Source organism: Streptomyces sp. NPDC036764, assembly GCF_055609385.1.
In genome coordinates this window covers 2,043,310-2,061,157 of record NZ_JBVJPT010000001.1, presented here as the reverse complement: position 1 = coordinate 2,061,157, position 17,848 = coordinate 2,043,310, and the positions used below count along the sequence as shown (strand labels likewise).

At 72.0% G+C, this 17,848-nt stretch carries 11 protein-coding genes; 6 read left to right on the top strand and 5 right to left on the bottom strand.

Going from position 1 to position 17,848, the window contains the following annotated elements:
* The first annotated feature begins 66 nt into the window (after positions 1-66).
* The 4 genes from ACZ69Q_RS08225 to tgmB all read left to right on the top strand — a co-directional run bounded on the left by ACZ69Q_RS08225 (position 67) and on the right by tgmB (position 3,238).
* Entirely contained in the window at positions 67-1,230 is a 1,164-nt protein-coding gene (locus ACZ69Q_RS08225; RefSeq protein ID WP_471038319.1) for a hypothetical protein, read from the top strand.
* A 405-nt stretch (positions 1,231-1,635) separates the two neighbouring features.
* Positions 1,636-1,932: a DUF1232 domain-containing protein gene (locus ACZ69Q_RS08220; RefSeq protein WP_471038316.1), complete on the top strand. Its 297-nt coding sequence runs from the start codon at positions 1,636-1,638 to the stop codon at positions 1,930-1,932.
* 117 nt (positions 1,933-2,049) lie between these two features.
* A complete protein-coding gene (gene tgmA / locus ACZ69Q_RS08215) occupies positions 2,050-2,241 on the top strand; it encodes a putative ATP-grasp-modified RiPP (RefSeq protein WP_393504048.1) in 192 nt (63 codons plus the stop codon).
* Between the two features lie 16 nt (positions 2,242-2,257).
* A complete protein-coding gene (gene tgmB, locus ACZ69Q_RS08210; RefSeq protein ID WP_471038313.1) occupies positions 2,258-3,238 on the top strand; it encodes an ATP-grasp ribosomal peptide maturase in 981 nt (326 codons plus the stop codon).
* 6 nt (positions 3,239-3,244) lie between these two features.
* Here tgmB and ACZ69Q_RS08205 read toward each other — a convergent pair whose 3' ends face one another.
* Both ACZ69Q_RS08205 and ACZ69Q_RS08200 read right to left on the bottom strand, forming a co-directional pair.
* A complete protein-coding gene (locus tag ACZ69Q_RS08205) occupies positions 3,245-3,460 on the bottom strand; it encodes a hypothetical protein (RefSeq protein ID WP_471038310.1) in 216 nt (71 codons plus the stop codon).
* A 168-nt stretch (positions 3,461-3,628) separates the two neighbouring features.
* Positions 3,629-4,090, bottom strand: a complete 462-nt coding sequence (locus tag ACZ69Q_RS08200; protein WP_471038308.1) for a DUF2269 family protein — start codon at positions 4,088-4,090, stop codon at positions 3,629-3,631.
* A gap of 224 nt (positions 4,091-4,314) precedes the next feature.
* Here ACZ69Q_RS08200 and ACZ69Q_RS08195 point away from each other — a divergent pair, with 224 nt between their 5' ends.
* Both ACZ69Q_RS08195 and ACZ69Q_RS08190 read left to right on the top strand, forming a co-directional pair.
* Entirely contained in the window at positions 4,315-5,313 is a 999-nt protein-coding gene (locus tag ACZ69Q_RS08195; RefSeq protein ID WP_471038306.1) for a GlxA family transcriptional regulator, read from the top strand.
* 69 nt (positions 5,314-5,382) lie between these two features.
* Positions 5,383-5,733, top strand: coding sequence for a hypothetical protein (locus ACZ69Q_RS08190; protein ID WP_471038304.1), 351 nt, complete (start codon positions 5,383-5,385; stop codon positions 5,731-5,733).
* Between the two features lie 69 nt (positions 5,734-5,802).
* Here ACZ69Q_RS08190 and ACZ69Q_RS08185 read toward each other — a convergent pair whose 3' ends face one another.
* From ACZ69Q_RS08185 to ACZ69Q_RS08175, 3 genes are read right to left on the bottom strand one after another with little or no spacing between them, the layout of a single operon-like run.
* The gene (locus ACZ69Q_RS08185) at positions 5,803-13,119 is read right to left on the bottom strand and encodes a MupA/Atu3671 family FMN-dependent luciferase-like monooxygenase (RefSeq protein WP_471038302.1); all 7,317 of its coding nucleotides are present in this window, start codon (positions 13,117-13,119) and stop codon (positions 5,803-5,805) included.
* Positions 13,116-16,376, bottom strand: coding sequence for a type I polyketide synthase (locus tag ACZ69Q_RS08180; RefSeq protein WP_471038300.1), 3,261 nt, complete (start codon positions 16,374-16,376; stop codon positions 13,116-13,118). The genes ACZ69Q_RS08185 and ACZ69Q_RS08180 overlap by 4 nt, the downstream gene beginning before the upstream one ends.
* Complete coding sequence (locus ACZ69Q_RS08175) at positions 16,376-17,632, bottom strand: MFS transporter (RefSeq protein ID WP_471038298.1); 1,257 nt, start codon at positions 17,630-17,632, stop codon at positions 16,376-16,378. Before ACZ69Q_RS08175 ends, ACZ69Q_RS08180 begins: the two co-directional genes overlap by 1 nt.
* Between the last annotated feature and the right edge of the window lie 216 nt (positions 17,633-17,848).

Below are 17,848 nucleotides of genomic sequence, written 5' to 3'. Positions count from 1 at the left end.
CGGTGGGCAGGCATCTGCGACGACGATACTTGTAAGAAGCACGCGCCCCCGCCCATAGATGGACCCATGCCCAGCTCCTCCAGCACCCGCCCCATGACCCCTCCCACGGTGTGGTCGGCCCACGGCCGCCACCCCGGTCCCGCGGCTCAGGACGCGGTCCGGACCGGCCTGCGGCACCTCAAGGACAGCCGCACCATCGACGACTTCCTGGAAGTGTCCGAGGGCCAGGCCGCCCAGGACTGGGTCTTCGAGGCCCGATGGCGGGTCGCCGGATCGGTGACCGTCAGGGCCCGGCTGACCGTACGACCCGACTCAGGCAGCGGACAGGAGTGGGTACTGGTCGCGGAGGCGGAGGCTCCGTGGGATCCCCGGTGGCCGTCGCCGGCCGCGATGTTCTGGCCGCAGGAGCCGGACGCGGCCTGGGACCACGACCCGGTCACGGACCTGCGGTTCCGGGACGTCAACCCCCTGCCCTCGGACGACAAGGCCGTACGGCGCATACTGCGGGACGCCGCGCGGGACGGCTGGAGCATCCATGTCGTCGTCCACGAGGCCATGACCACCGACCAGCGCGGGCAGATGCCGCTGGCCGGGATGCTGCCGCCGAGCCTGCGGCACCGGGTGGTCGAGCATCGCGCCGTGCCCAGTCAGCTTCGCGTCGTGAACTGGGCCCTGCGGGACCTCGGCGTACAGGTGCCGCGCGGCGGCGCCGTGGTGCTGCCCGGCGCGCCGGCCCCGGCCGACTACGACGCCGACGGTTTCGCCGTACGCAGCGTCTTCCTCGACGGCTCGGAGCCGGCAGAACTCATCCACGCCGTGACGCGCTTCGCCGCGCTCCCACGGCCGCTGCCGGAGGGCGGCATGGAGGCCCTCACCGCCCTGCGGGAGGACTGGCGGCTGCTGACCCTGGAGGAGGAACTCGCGCGCGAGCGCGAGCTCGTGGCGATGTACGCCGACGCCCTGGAGGCGATGACGAAGTCCCGGGACCTGTACCGCGAGGCCGCCGAGCAGGCGCACGCGGCCCTGGCCGCCTTCCGGGAGTCCGCCGACGCCGCGCCCGAGCGGCAGGCCCAGCCGGCCACCACCACGGCACCGACCCCTCTCCAGCACCTGACCCGCACCTTCGAACGCCTCAAGAGCTCGACACGGACCCGCAAGGCCACGCCTGACACGGGCATCGACCAGGAGGCCGAGGCCGTCGAGCCTCAACGGGAGACGTCGCACCGGTAGGCGCGGCGGCAAAAGAGCCCAGGGCTCCGGGTTCGCGGGCGGCGCGAAAGCTCAGAGCTCCGGGTTCGCGGGCGGCGCGAAAGCTCAGAGCTCCGGGTTCGCGGGCGACTTCGGGTCGTGCGTGGTCGGTCGCGCGGTTCCCCGCGCCCCTGGGTCGGCTGCGGGCGAGGCGCCGCGGCGTACTGCGGCTGCGGTGCTTTCGTGGGGGCGGCCTACTGCGTCGGGCGGGTGGCGTTCGGTGTGTCGATGGGGTGGGGCGAGCAGGTGACCGGGCAGTTTGTGCGTCTTCCGTCCTGACGGGTGATGCGATGCAGCCGGGTGACCGTCCTCATGCAATGTGCGCGACCGGAGCGGGCATCCGACTAGCAGTGCGTGTGACGCGCGGCACCGGCAGGAGGAGGGTCAGTGGAGTCGACCACCGCGGTGATCATCGCCGCCGTGGCCCTCGCGGCCGTCGTTCTCGCCGTGGCCGTCGGGGTGCTGGTGCGGCTCGTACGGACGCGGCGACTGCTGCGGCGCTCCGGGCTGCCGACCGGGCCGCGATGGGTGTTCTGGGGTGCCGTCCTGTACTTCGTCCTGCCGGCCGATCTGGTGCCGGATCCGGTGTATCTGGACGACATCGGCGTGCTCTTGCTGGCACTGCGTACCCTGCGCCGTTCTCCCGAGGCGGGACCGCCGGACGCCGTTGATTACAGAAAGTAAGGAAACCAATCACTCGTTCGATTCGTTTAAGTAAGTGGAAACCTAAGGGCGTCGGTGACCGAGGGCCGCCGCCGGGTGACCAGGCTCGATCGGAGCAGCACCTGTAAGGGAGAGACGATGCAACCGTTCGCGCTCAACTATGCACGGCCGGCAGCGGAGTTGGAGGTCACCACTCCGTACGTCTACGACTCCGGTATGCAGTTGAACGTGCTCCGTGACGGCCGCATAGCCGCCTGTGATCACGCCTTGATGCGGGAGTTGGGCACCACGACGTCCACAGCGGGCTCCAAGACTCACTTCGACGACTGAACACAGGTCGGCGACGATGACCGTCTTGATTCTGACGAGCGAAGAAGACGTGACGGCGGACATGGTGGTGGTGCATCTGAACGCGGCCGGCGTTCCGGTGTTCCGGCTCGACCCCGCCGACCTGACCGGCGGGGTATCCCTGTCGGGCGAGTTCGTGCACGGTGCGTTCCGCGGCCATCTGTCGGCCTCGGGACGCCTGGTGAGCATCGCCGGGCTGCGCTCGGTCTGGCTGCGCAGGCCGGGAGCCGCGGCGCAGCGGGCGGCCAGCCCCTCGACCTGGTTGACGGAGGAGGCAGGGCAGGCGCTGTACGGCATGCTGCGCGGCAGCGAGGCCCGCTGGATGAACCATCCCGACGCGGCCCGCCGGGCCCGTCACAAACCCTGGCAGTTGCGGCTGGCCCAGCGGTGCGGACTGCCCGTGCCGGCCACGTTGATCACGACATTCCCGCAAGCCGCCCGCGACTTCGCCGAGCGCTACCCGGATCTGGTGGTCAAGCCGGTGTCGGGCGCGCATCCCCAGGATCCGCCGCGTGCGGTTCCGACCAGCAGGGTCGCTCCGGACAGCGACTTCTCCGCCGTCGCGTTCGGACCGACCCTGCTGCAACGGCGCGTCGCCAAGCGGGCCGACATCCGTCTCACTGTGGTCGGCGACCGGTTGCTTGCCGCCCGCAAGGCGACAGGTCCCGAGGCGGAGGTGGAGGTGGACGTCCGCTTCGCGACGTCCGACGCGCCGTGGGAGGCCGTCGATGTCGCGCCGCGGGTCGCCGAAGCGGTCCTCGCCTACATGCGGGGCGCCGAACTGTCCTACGGCGCCTTCGACTTCGTCGAGGACGCCGACGGGGTGTGGTGGTTCCTGGAGTGCAACCAGTCGGGCCAGTTCGGTTTCGTCGAGGTGGACACCGGCCAGCCGATCGCCCGCACCATCGCCGAGTGGCTCGCCCGGCCCGTCGCCGGGCCGGAGTCGCACGTCAACGGCGCGAGCGCGAGGGTTGTCTGAGCAGGCTCAGCCGACGTGCGGACCGGGCGGCAGGGCACTGCGCTGCCAGGTCGGGGCCGGCGGCGCCGTTCGCATCGGAGCCGGTGCGTGGCCGAGGGGCGGCCCCGGCTGCATCACGAACTCCAGGTCCCGGCTGACGCGTTCGGCCTCCCTGCGCACCTGGGTGGGGATGTCGCCGCGCTCCGCGATCAGCCGGTCGTAAATGGGGGAATCCTGAAACACCCGTCAACGCGCCTTTCATGTCGTGGCCCCTGTGTGCATATGGGCACGGCTGTCGAGTCTAGGCGCCGACGCACACTGAAGTACGAATTCTGCCAGAGCGCTTCACGGGCGACGAACCGGTGCTATGGCGGCCCCGACGCGCGGTCGCGGGCCGCCGGCCTGCCCGGTTCAGGCACCGGTCGTCGAACCGGGCCGGACGATCATCAGGATGGTCACGGTCGCCCACAGGAGGTTGAAGATGCCGGTGACCATGGCCAGTTGCACGGTGGCGGAGCGCTCGAGGGGCTTCTCGGCGGCCAGTTGCTCCAGGACTTCCTCCTGACGGGGCAGAACGAACGCGATCAGCAGGCCGGCGGCAGCCGCGGTCAGCGCGATGGACGTGATGAGCCATCCGCTGCCCAGGACGCCCATCGCCAGGGCGGTGGCGAGGCCGAGGACGGGAACCGACAGCCCGATGGCGGCGTAGACGCGGCATATGCGGTGCAGGAGGCGGACGGTGCCCACCGCCACGGCGCCGTCCGTCGCCGGGACGCGGCGTGCGGCCGGCGGGAACATGCTGGCCGCGACGGTGACGGGGCCGACGGCGACGATGGCGGCAAGGACGTGAAGGATCAGCAGGATCTTGGTCATCGGGTGGTGTAGGTCTCCGTGTCGGCGTGGCATCAAGGCCGCGGCCCCGGCTCGCGCGGGACGGCGGCCCCGCCCACGTTAGGGATCTTCAGCCTCGTCGCACAGGGGCTGAAATGACAGGAACCAACGGATTCTCGCCATCACCCCTATCTTGTCCTGTGCCCAGGATCACTGCCCTGACCAGGGCTTCTGGCAATGGCGGGAAGCTGCCTAAGGTGGCATTCATGCACACCGTGGCGATCCTGGTTCTCGACAACGTGGTGCCGTTCGACATGGCGACGCCCTTCCAGATGTTCGGCTGGACACGGCTCCCCGACGGCCGCCGTCCCTACCGGGTCCGGCTGTGCGCCGAGTCGCCCGAGGTGCGCACCGAGGGCTTCGCCCTGCGCATCGACCGGGGGCTCGACGGGCTGGCGGACGCGGACACGATCATCGTGCCGGGCTGCGACGAGACCCGGCCGCCCTCCGCCCACGTGACGGCGGCCCTGCGTGACGCCGCCGAGGCCGGCACGCGGATCGCGTCCGTCTGCGTGGGCGCCTTCGTCCTGGCCGAGGCGGGACTGCTGGACGGGCTGCGCGCCACCACCCACTGGATGGCGACCGACGACCTGGCCCGGCGCTTCCCCGACGTGCAGGTGGAGCCGGACGTGCTGTACGTCGACAACGGGCAGATCCTCACCTCGGCCGGCGCCGCCGCGGGACTGGACATGTGCCTGCACATGATCCGGCGGGACCTCGGGTCGGCGGTGGCCGCGCACACCGCCCGCATGTCCGTCGTACCGCTCGAACGCGAGGGCGGTCAGGCGCAGTTCATCGTGCACGAGCACCCGCCCGTGCCGCGCGGCTCGGCGCTCGAACCGCTGCTGGAGTGGATCGAGGACAACCTCGCCGCGGAGATCACCCTCGGGGCGATGGCCGACCGGTCGGGGATGAGCGAGCGCACCTTCAGCCGCCGGTTCCGGGAGCAGACCGGCACCACTCCGTTGCAGTGGCTGCTGCGGGCGCGGGTGCGGCGGGCGCAGTATCTGCTGGAGAACAGCGACCATCCGGTCGAGCGGATCGCACGCCAGGCGGGGTTCGGTTCGCCGACGGCGTTCCGCGAGCGCTTCCGCCGGGTGGTGGGCACGACACCGCACTCCTATCGGGCCGCGTTCCAGGGGAAGGCCGCCGTCGCGGCCCCGTCGAATCCGGCGGATCACGCCCGGTCAGTCACGGTGGGATAATTCACCCGAATCCACGAGGGCTGTGAGCAGTTGGACAGGGGGATTCCATCCGCCCCAAGGACGGTGCCCATGAACTGCTCCAGCCGCCTGCTGTGTGTCCTCTACGTCGCCACGAGCGGGGGGCTCGCCTGGACCTCGATCCTCGAGGTCCGGTACGGCCCCATGTGGGCCGCCTGTCTGTTCGCGGCCGCCAGTCTCGTGCCGGTCATCGCCGTCGTACGCGAGACGGTGATCGGTGAACAGCGGCGGATTCTGCTGGATCTGATCGCGCGGGCCTCCCGCGGGGGCGGGGACGCCGCCGAGGCGATCGTCCGGGCGGAGCTCGATTCGGCGTGCTGCGAACGCTGGTGGACGAGCCTCGGCACCGAGCACGAGATGACTTGCCGGCACTGGATGCCGCGCCGCAGCAGCGCGGCGTGAGCGTCCGCGACGCCGTCCCCCGCGCCGCGCCGGCGTCGGCGCTTCGGGGGACGGCGTCGCGGACGGACTTCAGCTCCGCAGCGCCCGCTCCACCTCCTCGCGCAGCACGTCGACGTAGTCGCGGGCCCAGCCCTCGATCGTGGCGTGGTCCCACAGGTCGGACGAGTACTCGACGAAGCCCCTGAGTTCGTCCCCGGCCGGGATGAGCCCGAAGGTGAGCTCGGTCCGGGACGCGGCGGGCGCCAGATCCTCGATGGCCGTGGTCAGTCCGGGCAGTTCGACCTCCGCCTCCAGCGAACTCTGGTACGCGAAACCGACGTCCAGCTTGTCCGGTACGTCGACGCCGTGGCGCTCGCGCATGGCCGGGGCGATCCGGCGCACCGGCATGGCACGGTCCATGCACTCCACCGCTGCCCTGGCGACCCGGTCCGTCAGAGCGGCGAAGGAATCGGCGGCGCCGTCGCGTACCGGAAGCGCGAAGCCGGTGATCGTGCAGGCCAGCATGGACTCGAACACGCGCCGCTCCCGGTTGGCGTAGGAGACGTTGAACACGACGTCGGACTGGGCGGACTTGCGTGCGAGCATCCGGCCCAGAGCCGCCGCCGTGACCACGAAGGGCGTCGTCCGCCGCGCTCTCGCCAGCCGGTCGACTCCGGCGCGCACCTCGGCGGGCACGGTGAACACCACGGCGCCGCCACGTCCGCTCGCCCTCTGCGGCCGGGGTCGGTCCAGCGGCAGGCCGACGGTGAACGGGACTCCGTCGAGCTCGCGCAGCCAGAACTCCAGGTTCCGCCCGTCGGCGGCGTCGTCGGCCTGCTCCTGCTGCCACCGGGCGTAGGCCACGGGCTGGCACCCCACGGGCGGGAGGGTGTCCGGTTCGCCGCGCACGGCGGCCCCGTACAGCGCGGCCAGCTCCTTCAGCAGGAGGCTGACCGACCAGCCGTCGCAGGCGGAGTGGTGCAGGACGAGGAGCAGAACCCAGGTGCTCCGGCCGGTCCGCAGGAGACGCGGCGCCAGCGGCGTACCGCGGGTGGGATCGAGGGGCGTCTCGGCGGCCTCGGCGCTGGCCCGCTCCACAGCGGACTCCCGCTCCTGCGCCCGCCGCGCGGTGAGGTCCTCGACCGGCAGCTCGACCGGGCCGGGCCGCAGTACCTGTTGCTCCCAGCCTTCCCCGCTGCGGGCCAGACGGGTCCGCAGACCCTCGTGCCGCTCGACCAGTCGGGTCAGGGCGGTCCGCAGTGCCGCCGGGTCCAGCTCGCCGGAGAGGGTGATGCGCAGGGCGACGTTGAACACCTGGGGCAGGGGGTGGTCGGCATGGACGGTGGCGAAGCGGGCCTGCTGCGCGGTGGCCGGCCCACGGCGCTCCACAGCGCTCGGCCCGGCATCGCCCTCGGACGACCGGCTCGACGCCGCCCCGCTCTCCTCGCCCGTCCCGCCGGCGAGGTGAGCCGTCATGGCTCGCGGTGTCGGGTCCTGGTAGAAGCTCAGCATCGGGTACTCGGTGCCGAAGTCCTCGCGGACACGGTTGACCAACCGCATCGCGGTGATCGAGTGGCCGCCCAGGTCGAAGAACGAGGCGTCGTCCGCGATGCCGTCGGCGTCGATCCCGAACTCGTCCGCCCACAGCTCCCGCACGCGCCGCTCGATGTCCGTTCGGTGGCCGGCGGACGGTGCGGAGCGGACGCCGGGCCTGCGGCTCGGTGCCGTGGAGACCAGGTCGGGTGCGGGCAGCGCGGAGCGGTCCAGCTTGCCGTTGCCCGAGACGGGCAGGGCGGGCAGGACACGCCAGGCGCGCGGCACGAGGTATTCCGGCAACCGGGCCGCCAGTTCGGCGGTCAGCAGGTCGGCGTGGGCCTGCCGGTCGTCGGCCGTCGTACCGATCGGCTTGGCCGGCACGGCATAGGCGGCGAGGTACGCCTCACCCCGGGCGTTGCGCCGGGCCAGCACGGCCGCCTCACGCACCCCGTCGAGGGCGTTCAGTGCGCGCGAGACCTCCTCCGGCTCGACCCGGAAACCCCGGACCTTGACCTGGTCGTCGGCCCGCCCGCAGAACTCCAGTTTCCCGTCGGGGGTCCAGCGGACCAGATCGCCGGTGCGGTACCGGCGGGCGTCGGGGTCGATGCCCGGGTCCGGGAGGAAGCGCTGCGCGCCGAGTTCGGGACGGTGCAGATAGCCGAGGGCCACGCCCGGGCCGCCGACGTACAACTCCCCCACCGTGCCCACCGGGACGGGATCGCCGGACTCGTCCAGCACGCTCAGGCGCACGTTGTCGACGGGGCGTCCGATCGGTATCGGTGCGGTGGAGTGCTTGCCCTTCGGGGCGACGGTCTCCGTGGTGCACAGGACGGTGATCTCGGTGGGGCCGTACACGTTCACCGTCTCGTACGGCGCTTCGGGGTGCGGCCGGGTACGCAGTACGTCGCCGCCCAGCAGCAGATGGCGCAGCGGCGGCTGGTCGCGCGGTGGCAGCCGCAGCAGTTGTTCGCCGAGCGCAGTGGGCAGGATGGAGAAGGTGACGCCCTGCTCGGCGTACCACCGGGCGAGGGCCGACGGGTCCCTGCGGACCTCCTCGTCCGCCACCGTGACCGACGCTCCCGAGGTCAGCGCCGGCCAGAGCTCCAGCAGCGAGGCGTCGAAGCTCTGGCTGCACACGACAGCACTGCGGTCGGCCGGGGTGAAGGCGAAGCGACGGCGCTGCCACTCGGACAGGTCGACGACGGCACGGTGCGGCACCACGACGCCCTTGGGCGTGCCGGTGCTGCCCGAGGTGTAGAGCACGCAACATGGTTCGTGGCCCGTGCCCGGGGACGCGGCGCGTGACGCGTGCTGCGCGGTCGCGTCGGGCGGTACGACCGTGACACCCGCGGGCACGCGTGACGCGTGCTGCGCGGTGGCGTCGGGCGGTACGACCGTGACACCCGCGGGCAGTTCGAGGGCGGCGGCCTGCTCACGCGTCGCCACCAGGACCCGGGCCCCGCACTCGGCGAGGATCTGTTCGGCACGCGCCCGTCCGAGCGACGGATCGAGCGGCACATAGGAGCAGCCGGCCTTGAGCACGGCGAGCATGGCGACGACGAGGTCGGCGGATCGGGGCAGCCACAGGGCGATCTCGGCGCCGCCCTCGGGGTGCCGTTCCCGCAGGGCGCTCGCCAGGCGCTCTGCCCTGTCATCGAGTTGACGGTACGTCAGCCGCGTGTCGCCGCTGATCACCGCGATGCTGCCGGGCAGCTCGGCCGCCCGCCGGGCGACGAGGTCGTGGACGGTCGTGTCCGGTACCGGCCGGGACGGGCCGCGCTGCCAGGCGAGCGGCACCGGGTCGCCGTCTGCGGCGGCCGGAGCGAGCCGGGACAGCGGCGCCTCGGGTGTCTCGACGGCGGCGGTGAGCAGATCGCGGAAGGTGGTGAAGAACCCGTCGACGGTCAGCGCGTCGAACAGGTCGGTGTTGTACTCCAGATGGCAGCGAATGCCCTGCGGCTGGTCGGTGAAGTACACGGTCAGGTCCGTCAGGGACTTGTCCGGACCGGCGTCCAGCGCGGTGGCCTCGACGCCGGGCAGGTCGAAGCGGAACGGTTCGGCGCGCTGGAACTCGGCGAACGCCTGGAAGACCGGCGTCCGGTCCACCGCCCTGGGCGGGGCGAGCTCGCGCACCACCCTCTCGAACGGCACGCGCGCGTGGTCGTACGCGTCGAGCGCGACCGAGCGCACGCGGTCCAGCAGCGTGCCGAACCCGGGGTCCCCGGACAGGTCCAGGCGCAGCGCGAGGGTGTTCACGAAGAACCCGAGCAGATTCTCGGCGCGCTCGGGCCGGTCCGAGATCGGGGTGCCGACGACCAGGTCCGTCTGTCCGGTGACCCGGTGCAGCATCGCCGCGTACCCGGCGAGCAGGGTCATGAACAGGGTGCTGCGGCGGGTCCGGCTCAACTCCCTCAGCCGTCGGGAGAGTTCGGGTTCGAGGGTGTGGAAGACGGCGCGGCCTGCGGACGTCATCGTCGCCGGGCGCGGCCGGTCATAGGGCAGGGCGAGGACGGGCAGCTCTCCGCCGAGGGTGCGGCGCCAGTAGGCCAGGTCCTCGTCGGCCTGCGGGCCGTGCGCGGACGCGGCCTGCTCCCTGGCGTGGTCGGCGTACGACCAGGTCAGCTCGGGGAGGTCGGGGGCTGCTCCGTCGCGTTCGGCTCGGTAGAGGGCCGAGAGGTCGCGGGCGAGGACGGTGGCGGAGGCGGCGTCGACCACGATGTGGTGCAGGGACAGCACGAGGACGTGCTCCGCCTCGGCGAGCCTGACCAGCCGGGTGACGAAGAGCGGGCCGTCCGCCAGGTCGAAACGGCGTGCGCTCTCGACCGCGAGGACGTCCTGGAGCACAGTCTCTGGGCTGCCGGTGCCGTCCACGACCTCGAAGTCCGGGTCGGCGGACGGCCGTACCACCTGGCGTGGTGCGCCCGCGCCGTCCCGGAAGACGGTGCGCAGCCCCTCGTGGCGGGTGACGAGTCCGCGCAACGCGGCGTGCAGCGCGGACGTGTCGAGCGGACCGTCGAGGCGGATCGCCTTGATCTCGTTGTAGGCGGTACGGCCCGGGAGCAGGCGCTCCAGGAACCAGATCCGTTCCTGGCCGGGCGACAAGGGCGCTTCGACGGGGGCGGCTTCGGTGGCCCGCCGGCGGTGGTGGCGCCGCAATGCGTCCAGGTGCGGCAGGCCCTCGCGCAGCGCGTCCTGCGCGACACCGAAGTCGACCAGGGCGACGATCTCGTCGGCGCCCGCCGAGGTGACCGCGTCCACCACCGGCCGGACGCTGTCCACCGTGCCGATCAGGGCGCGCTGGTCGCAGTAGCGGCCGTAGGCGCGGCGGAACACCGCGTCCAGGTCGTCCTCGCTCAGTTCGGCCAGGTCGATGCTGTGTCCGAGGCTGTTGGTGACGCCGCTGAAGACGGACAGGGATGCGCGCATGTAGCGGGACAGCGGTTCGTACGCCTCGGTCCTCGCGGTGTCGTGGTCGTCCGCGAGGTAGGTGTGCAGCAGGACGGCCACGCGCCCGGTGTCCGGGTCCAGGCCGTGCCGGGCCCGGGTGCGGCGGTAGAGGGCGATGTTCTCGCGGAGCTGCTCCACGCTCTGGGTCATCAGGTTGGTGACGATGCCCAGGTCGTGGCGGGCGGCGAGTTCGTACGAGGCGGGGTTGCCGACCACCGCCGTGTACAGGGGCGGGGCGTCCTGCACCGGTCGGGGGAAGAGCCGCACCTCGGCCTGACCGTCCCCGCCGGTCCGGCGCAGGGCGTCGCCGCGCCAGAACTTCCGTACCTCTTCGAGCTGTTCGTACATCAGCTCCTTGTGCCGGCCGAAGCGGTCGGGGAAGAAGACGAAGTCCTTGGCGCTCCAGCCGCTGGCGACACCGATGCCGACGCGCCCGCCGGAGAGGTTGTCGACCATCGACCACTCCTCGGCGACCCGGATGGGGTCGTGCAGGGGCAGGACGACGGAGCCCGCGTTGAGCCGGATGCGTTCGGTCTCGCGGGACAGCGCGGCGGCGAGCACGGCCGGGTTGGGGAAGAGTCCGCCGAAGGAGTGGAAGTGGCGCTCGGGCATCCACAGCGCGTGAAACCCGTGTCGGTCGGCGAACCGGGCGACGTCCATGAGGAGTTCGTACTGGCCGTGCCGGGACGTCGAGGCGTCCTGCGGGTAGTCGCCGAAGAAGTAGACGCTGAAGTCGGGGGTGCGCGGGGCTTGTTCGTTCGCGGGGGCCGTGCGGGATTCGGTGACGGCCGCCGCGTTCCAGGCCATGGAGGCCACCCGGGTGGGCGGTGTCGGTTCGGGAGCCGGAGTCGACGGCACCGGTACCGGTTTCGGCGGCGCCACGAGCGGCCCGCCCGGGAAGAAGCCCGCCGACCGAAGCTCGCGCAGCGAATCGCGTACGGCGTCCGCCACGAACTCGATGTCGCCGTCCGAGTGGGCGGTGGACAGGAAGAAGTTGCGCCACTCCCAGACGTGGACACCGCGCAGCATCAGGTGGTGGTAGAGGAGTTCCAGGTCGGCCCGGTGCTCGAAGCGGAACTGGGAGCCGAAGTGCGTCATGCGCAGCGGGTACTCCTCGGCCTCGAAGAAACCGTTGAGCGTCGCGGCGAGTTCGGCGGTGCGGGCGGTGAGCCGTTCCTGGAGGCTCGGGCTGTGCTCCTTGAGGTGGCTGAGCACGGCGCGCGCGGCGACCATCGAGACCGGGTGCTGGATGTACGTACCGCCGAAGAAGGTGGTGTCGGCGGGCGGGTAGCTGTCGTCGCCGTACGACCAGTGGCCGCCGTCGACGCCGTCCATGATGTCGGCGCGGCCGGCGATGGCCCCGATGGGGAAGCCGCCACCGAGCAGTTTGCCGTAGGTGGCGAGGTCCGGGGTGACGCCGTACAGCTCCTGTGCGCCGCGCAGGGCGGGGCGGAAGCCGGTCAGCATCTCGTCGAAGAGCAGGACGATGCCGTGGCGGCGGGTCAGTTCCCGCAGCTTGCGTACGAATTCCACGGGCTGGAGCGCGGGGTGTCTGCTCTGCACGGGCTCCACGACGACCGCGGCGATCTCGCCGGCGTGCCGTTCGATGCTCTCCAGGGCGCTGTCGCTGCCGTAGTCCAGGACCAGCAGATCGGCGACGGCGGACTGCGGGATGCCTCGGGACACGGGCACGGTCGCTGGGTCGGTGCCCGCTGCGGAGGCTCGGCCGAGGACGTTGTCGGCGTGCCCGTGGTACGCGCCGAGGAAGGTGACGATCTTGTCGCGGCCGGTGGCGGCACGGGCCAGGCGGATGGCGGCGGAGTTGGCCTCCGTACCGGAGTTGGCGAAGGCGACCCGCTCCAGGCCGGTGAGTTCGGCGAGGAGTTCGGCCGCCTCGCCGGTCTCGACGTTGCGCGGGCCGAGCTGGATGCCGCGGGACAGGTGCTCGCGCACGGCCTCCGTCACGAACTCCGGCTCATGGCCGAAGAGGAGGACGCCGAAGCCCATGGTGATGTCGACGTACTCGTTGCCGTCCACGTCCTCGAGGCGTGCCCCGCTGGCCCTGCGGCCCGCGATGGGGTACAGCATCTCCTTGGTGCCGCTGCGGAAGCCGACCACCGCGCGGCTGTCGGCCAGGACCCGGCGGTAGCGCTGGGCGATCCGCTTGGAGGTCGGGGTTCTCGCGGTGTAGCGGCGTACGAGGTCGGCCAGGTGCTGCTGCTGGGTCTGCGGGGAGGCGTCCCGCACCATGCCGGAGCTCCTCGCGACCGTGACCCGGGGGCCGTGCACGCGCGGCGGCTCCGGAGACTGCGGCTCCGGAGCCGGAACGCCGTCGCCGAGCTGCCCGGCGATGCGCTGGGAGAGTTCGGTCATCGCCGCCAGGTCGCGGTCGAGTGCGGCCGATATGCCGTTCAGCCCGGTCACTTGGTCACCGTGCCGTTGAGCCGGTCGGAGACGGAAGCGGTCTGGAGCGCCAGCAGTTGGGAGAGCTGGGACATGAGCTGGAGCTGTATCTGCGACATCTGCTGGATCTTGCGGGCGAGGTCCTCCAGTTCCTCGCGGGTGGCGTACTCGGGGGCGGGGGCGGACTCCGGAGCGGGTGCGGGTGCGGCGACCGCCGGCGGGGACAGGGGCATCGGCACGGTCACCGGCTCCGGTTCGCGTACGGCGGCCAACTGCGGCGGCTCCTGCCCCGACGGCGCCGGCATCCGCGCGACCATGAACTCCGCGAGCCGTCGCGGCGTACCCGTCTCCTCGAAGAGCTGCCGCATCGTCACCTTGACCTGGTGCTCCTGCTCCAGCTCCCGCAGCACGCTGATCATCTGGAGCGAGTCGGCGCCGAGGTCGAAGAAGGACGCGTCACCGGGGATCGCCGACGGCTCCTCGCCGAGGTGCCGGGCGGTGGTCCGGACGATGCTGTGGAGTACCTGCGCGACCGTTGCGTCTTGCTGAAGCACTTCGGCTCCCTCTCTCGCTGCTGTTGCCGTGCTCGGAGCCGTCAACCGCGGCCCCGTCCAGTGGTCCTTGTGCTGGAATCGGTATCCGGGCAGGGGCACGCGCCGGCCCCCGCTGCCCGCCAGGAGCACCCGCCAGTCGACGTCCGCCCCGGCGCAGTGCAGCCCCGCCGCCGCACCCCACAGGGCGCCGAGCCCCGCACCGCGGCGCAGGGACGGCAGGTTCGCGACGGCGGGCAATGTCCGGCGGGCCAGTCCGCTGAGGGTGGTGTGCGGCCCGATCTCCAGCAGTGCGTCGGGCTGTTGGGCCCCGATGGCGTGCAACGCCAGGTCGAAGCGGACGGGCTCGCGGGTGTGGCGTACGAGATGGTCCGCGTCCGGGATCCAGCCGGGCGGGTGGGTCACACCGTCCAGGGCGCTGACGAACGGGACGCCGACCGGCCGCAGGGCCACGTCGGCGAGGACCTTGCGGAACTCCTCCAGCATCGGTTCCATCAGGGCGGTGTGGAAGGCCCGGGTGACCGGCAGCCGCTGCCCCGGAACGCCGCGCTCCTCCAGCAGCGCGCACGCCCGGTCGACGGCCTCCACCGTTCCGGCGAGCACCTGGGTGCGGTCCCCGTTCGTCACGGCCGTCTCCAGCCCGGGCACTTCGGCGGTCAGCGCGCGGGCTGCCGCCCGGTCGAGCGGCACGGCCACCATCGCGCCGGGGGCGCAGCGCCCCTGCATCAACTTGCCGCGTTCGGCGGTGAGGCGCAGCCCGTCGTCGAGCGAGAGGGCGCCGGCCGCGTACAGGGCGGCGTATTCGCCGACGCTGTGCCCGGTGACGGCACAGGGCTCGATGCCCGTCTCGCGCCACAGCCGGACGAGGGCGCATTGCAGGGCGAACAGCGCGGGTTGCGCGGTGTCGGTGTCCTGGAGGGCGCCTTCCTCCGCTGCCTCGTCGGTGAACAGCGGGTCGCCGGTGAGTTCGCGGTAGCGGTGCTCGCAGGCGTCCAGTACCTCACGGGCCACGGGGAAGCGCTCGCGCAGGGCGGTGGCCATCCCCGGGTATGCGCTGCCCTGCCCGGTGAACTGGAACGCCACGCGCGCGTGTCCTTCCGGCGGTGCCGTCCCGGTGTGCACGGCCGCTCCCGCGTTCCCGGCGAGCCAGCCGTCGAGGGCGTCGGCGAGGGCGTCAGGGGTGGCTCCACGGACCGCGAGCCGGTGGCGGCCGTGCGAGCGGCCGAGGGCGGCGGTGGTGACGAGGTCCGCCAACTGCGGTACGGGCGGCTGCCGTAACCGTTCGCTCAGGGCGCGGGCGTTGTCCGCGAGGGCGTCGGCGCTGCTCGCGGAGATCAGGAGCACGTCCGGTGGTGTAGCGCTTTCGGTCCGGGGTGTGGGCTGCGGGGCCTGTTCCAGGATCAGGTGGACGTTGGTGCCGCCGACGCCGAGTGAGGTGAGGCCCGCCCGCCGGGGCGTGTCGCCCTGGGGCCAGGGGCGGGCGGTGCGGGGGATGTAGAAGGGGCTGTGGTCGAGGTCGAGGGCGGGGTTGGGCTCGTCGAAGTTGGCCATCGGCGGGATGACGCCGTGCTTCAGGACCAGGAGGGTCTTCACCAGTCCGGCCAGACCCGAGGCCGCGTCGAGATGGCCGATGTTGGCCTTGGTCGAGCCGAGGGCGCAGTAGCCGGTCCGGTCGGTGTCCTCGCGGTAGGCGCCGGCGGCGCCGTCGAACTCGATGGGGTCGCCCTTGAGGGTGCCGGTACCGTGGGTCTCCAGGTAGCCGATGGTGTCCGCGCCGACGCCGGCCCGCCGCAGGGCCTGCCGGATGGCCACGCGCTGCCCCTGTGCGCTGGGGGCGGTGTACGCCGTCTTGTCCGATCCGTCGTTGCTGATGCCCCAGCCCCTGATGACGCCGTGGATCGTGTCGCCGTCGGCGACGGCCCGGGCCAGCTTCTTCAGTACGACGGCCAGGACGCCGGTCCCGCCGACGGTGCCGTCGGCGCCCGCGTCGAAAGCCCTCAGGCGGCCCGACTTGGAGAGGATCGAGCCCTTGACGTACCGGTAGCCGAGGATCTGCGGCACATGGACGGCAGTGGCACCGACGAGGGCGATGTCGCAGTCGCCCATCAGCAGGGACTGGGCGGCGGACTGCACGCCGACGAGCGAACTGGAGCAGCCGGTCTGCACGTTGACGGCGGGTCCGGTCAGGCCCAGCCGGTAGGCGACGCGGGTGGCTGTGAAGTCGGCGTAGTTGCCGGCCGTGATCTGCATGCCGGCCGTCCAGTCGGTGACGGGCTCGCTCGGCAGGACGTTGTTGAGGAGGTAGTTCTGGAGCGTGTACAGGTGGTAGCCGGTGCTGGCGTAGACGCCGACGCGGGTGCCGTCGCGTTCGTCCGCGTACCCGGCGTTCTCCAGGGCGTGCTGGGCGCATTCCAGGAACATGCGGTGCTGGGGGTCCGTGATCCGGGCCTCGCGGGCGCTCATCCCGAAGTGCTGGGCGTCGAAGCCGGCGATGTCCTCCACCACCCCGGAGGCGCCGACGAAGTCCGCCGCGCCGTACTCCTCGGCCGGGACGCCGGCGGCGGCCAGTTCCTCGTCGGTGAATCGGGTGATGCGGTCCGTGCCGTCGTGGACGATGCGCCAGAGGTCCTCGGGCGTGTCGGCGCCGGGCAGGCGGAAGGCCATGCCGATGACGGCCATCCGGGGGTCCGGAACGGCTGTTCGGGCGTCGGGTTCGTTCGTGGTCATCAGCCGCGTCCCTCCGTCACCGTCGACGTGTCACGGTCGATGGCCTTGTCCTCGACGCCGCGGTCGCGTGTGCCGCCCCGTCTGATCAGCATCAGCAGCAGGGCCAGGCAAAGGGCGATCGCGAGGCCGTGGAAGGCGGCCACCACCTGGAGCGGCGAGAAGGACTCCAGCAGGGCGCCGCTCACGAGCATGCCGAGGCCGAAGCCGGTGTTCTCGGCCGAGGCGGACAGCCCGAAGAGGCGGCCGCGCTGCTCGTCGGGGGCGGTCTGGAGCCGCGACACATAGACGATCTCGGTGAATCCGTCGGCGGCTCCGGCGATGAGCGCGGCGATGACCGCGGGCACGGTGGGCAGTCCGCAGAACACCACGATGAACCCGGCCGACATCACGCAGGCACCCAGCGCGAAGGCCCGCTCTCCCGGCGTGCGCCCGCTCTTCTTGGTGACACGGCCGATCACCTGCTGGGCGACGATGTTGCCGATGGCCCACGTCGCCCAGAACTGGCTGATGAACGTGGCCGGATGGGCGGGATCCAGGCCGCTGGAGTAGATGGGCAGGGCGACGTTGTGGGACGAGGAGCCGAGCCCGTCCACCGCCCGGATGGCGATCATCGCCATCAGCAACGGCGCCGTGCCGAGCAGCAGCCGCGCGGTCCAGCGGGCGGCGTCGGAGGGCTCCGTGGAACCTGCGCCGGCCGCGGCGGCCTTCGTGCGCACGGGCAGCAGGAACAGCACCGTCGCCGAGACCACGAAGGTCGCGGCGTCCAGCGCGAAGGCGGCGGAGTACCCGAACTCCGCCACCACCAGGCCCGACGAGGCGAACCCGGCGATCATGGCGAGCGAACGCCCCGTCACCAGCAGTCCGTTGGCCCGCACCCGGTGCTCGGCCCCGACGATCTCCGGGATGCTGCTGCGCAGGGCCACCTGGGACAGCGTCGAGCAGCCTCCGGTGATCACGGCGAGGGCGTAGAGCAGCCCCACGCGCATGCCGTCCGGGGCGAACAGCAGCGTCAGCAGCGCCACGGCCTGGCACAGGTCGGCGCCGACCATCAGCCTCTTGCGGTCATAGGCGGAGACGAGCCTGCCGCTGACCCAGCCCGACACGACGTTCGTCGCCAGGCGGACGGCCATGAAGAGCCCGGCGGCCAGCGCGCTGCCGGTGGCGTCGTAGACGAAGACGTTCAGCGCCACCATGTTCAGGTAACTGCCGTACGCCGAGATGCCGTTGCCCAGGACGAGCAGACGGAAATACCTCATGCACCTTCCCCTGGTCTGCATGAAGGGTGTGAGTGGTGTGCGGCCGCAATGCCGTGCCCGCCCGCTCAGTCGCGAGTCGGGCCCCAAGCGGACGGCAGAAGCCGGTACGGCGTCGCCCACCGCTGTCGCACGGCGTGTTCAAGCCCCCATTGCCGGCCCAGCACAGAAACCATTCCCCCTATACGCCGCCGGACAGCGGCCATTGGTTCGTCACCC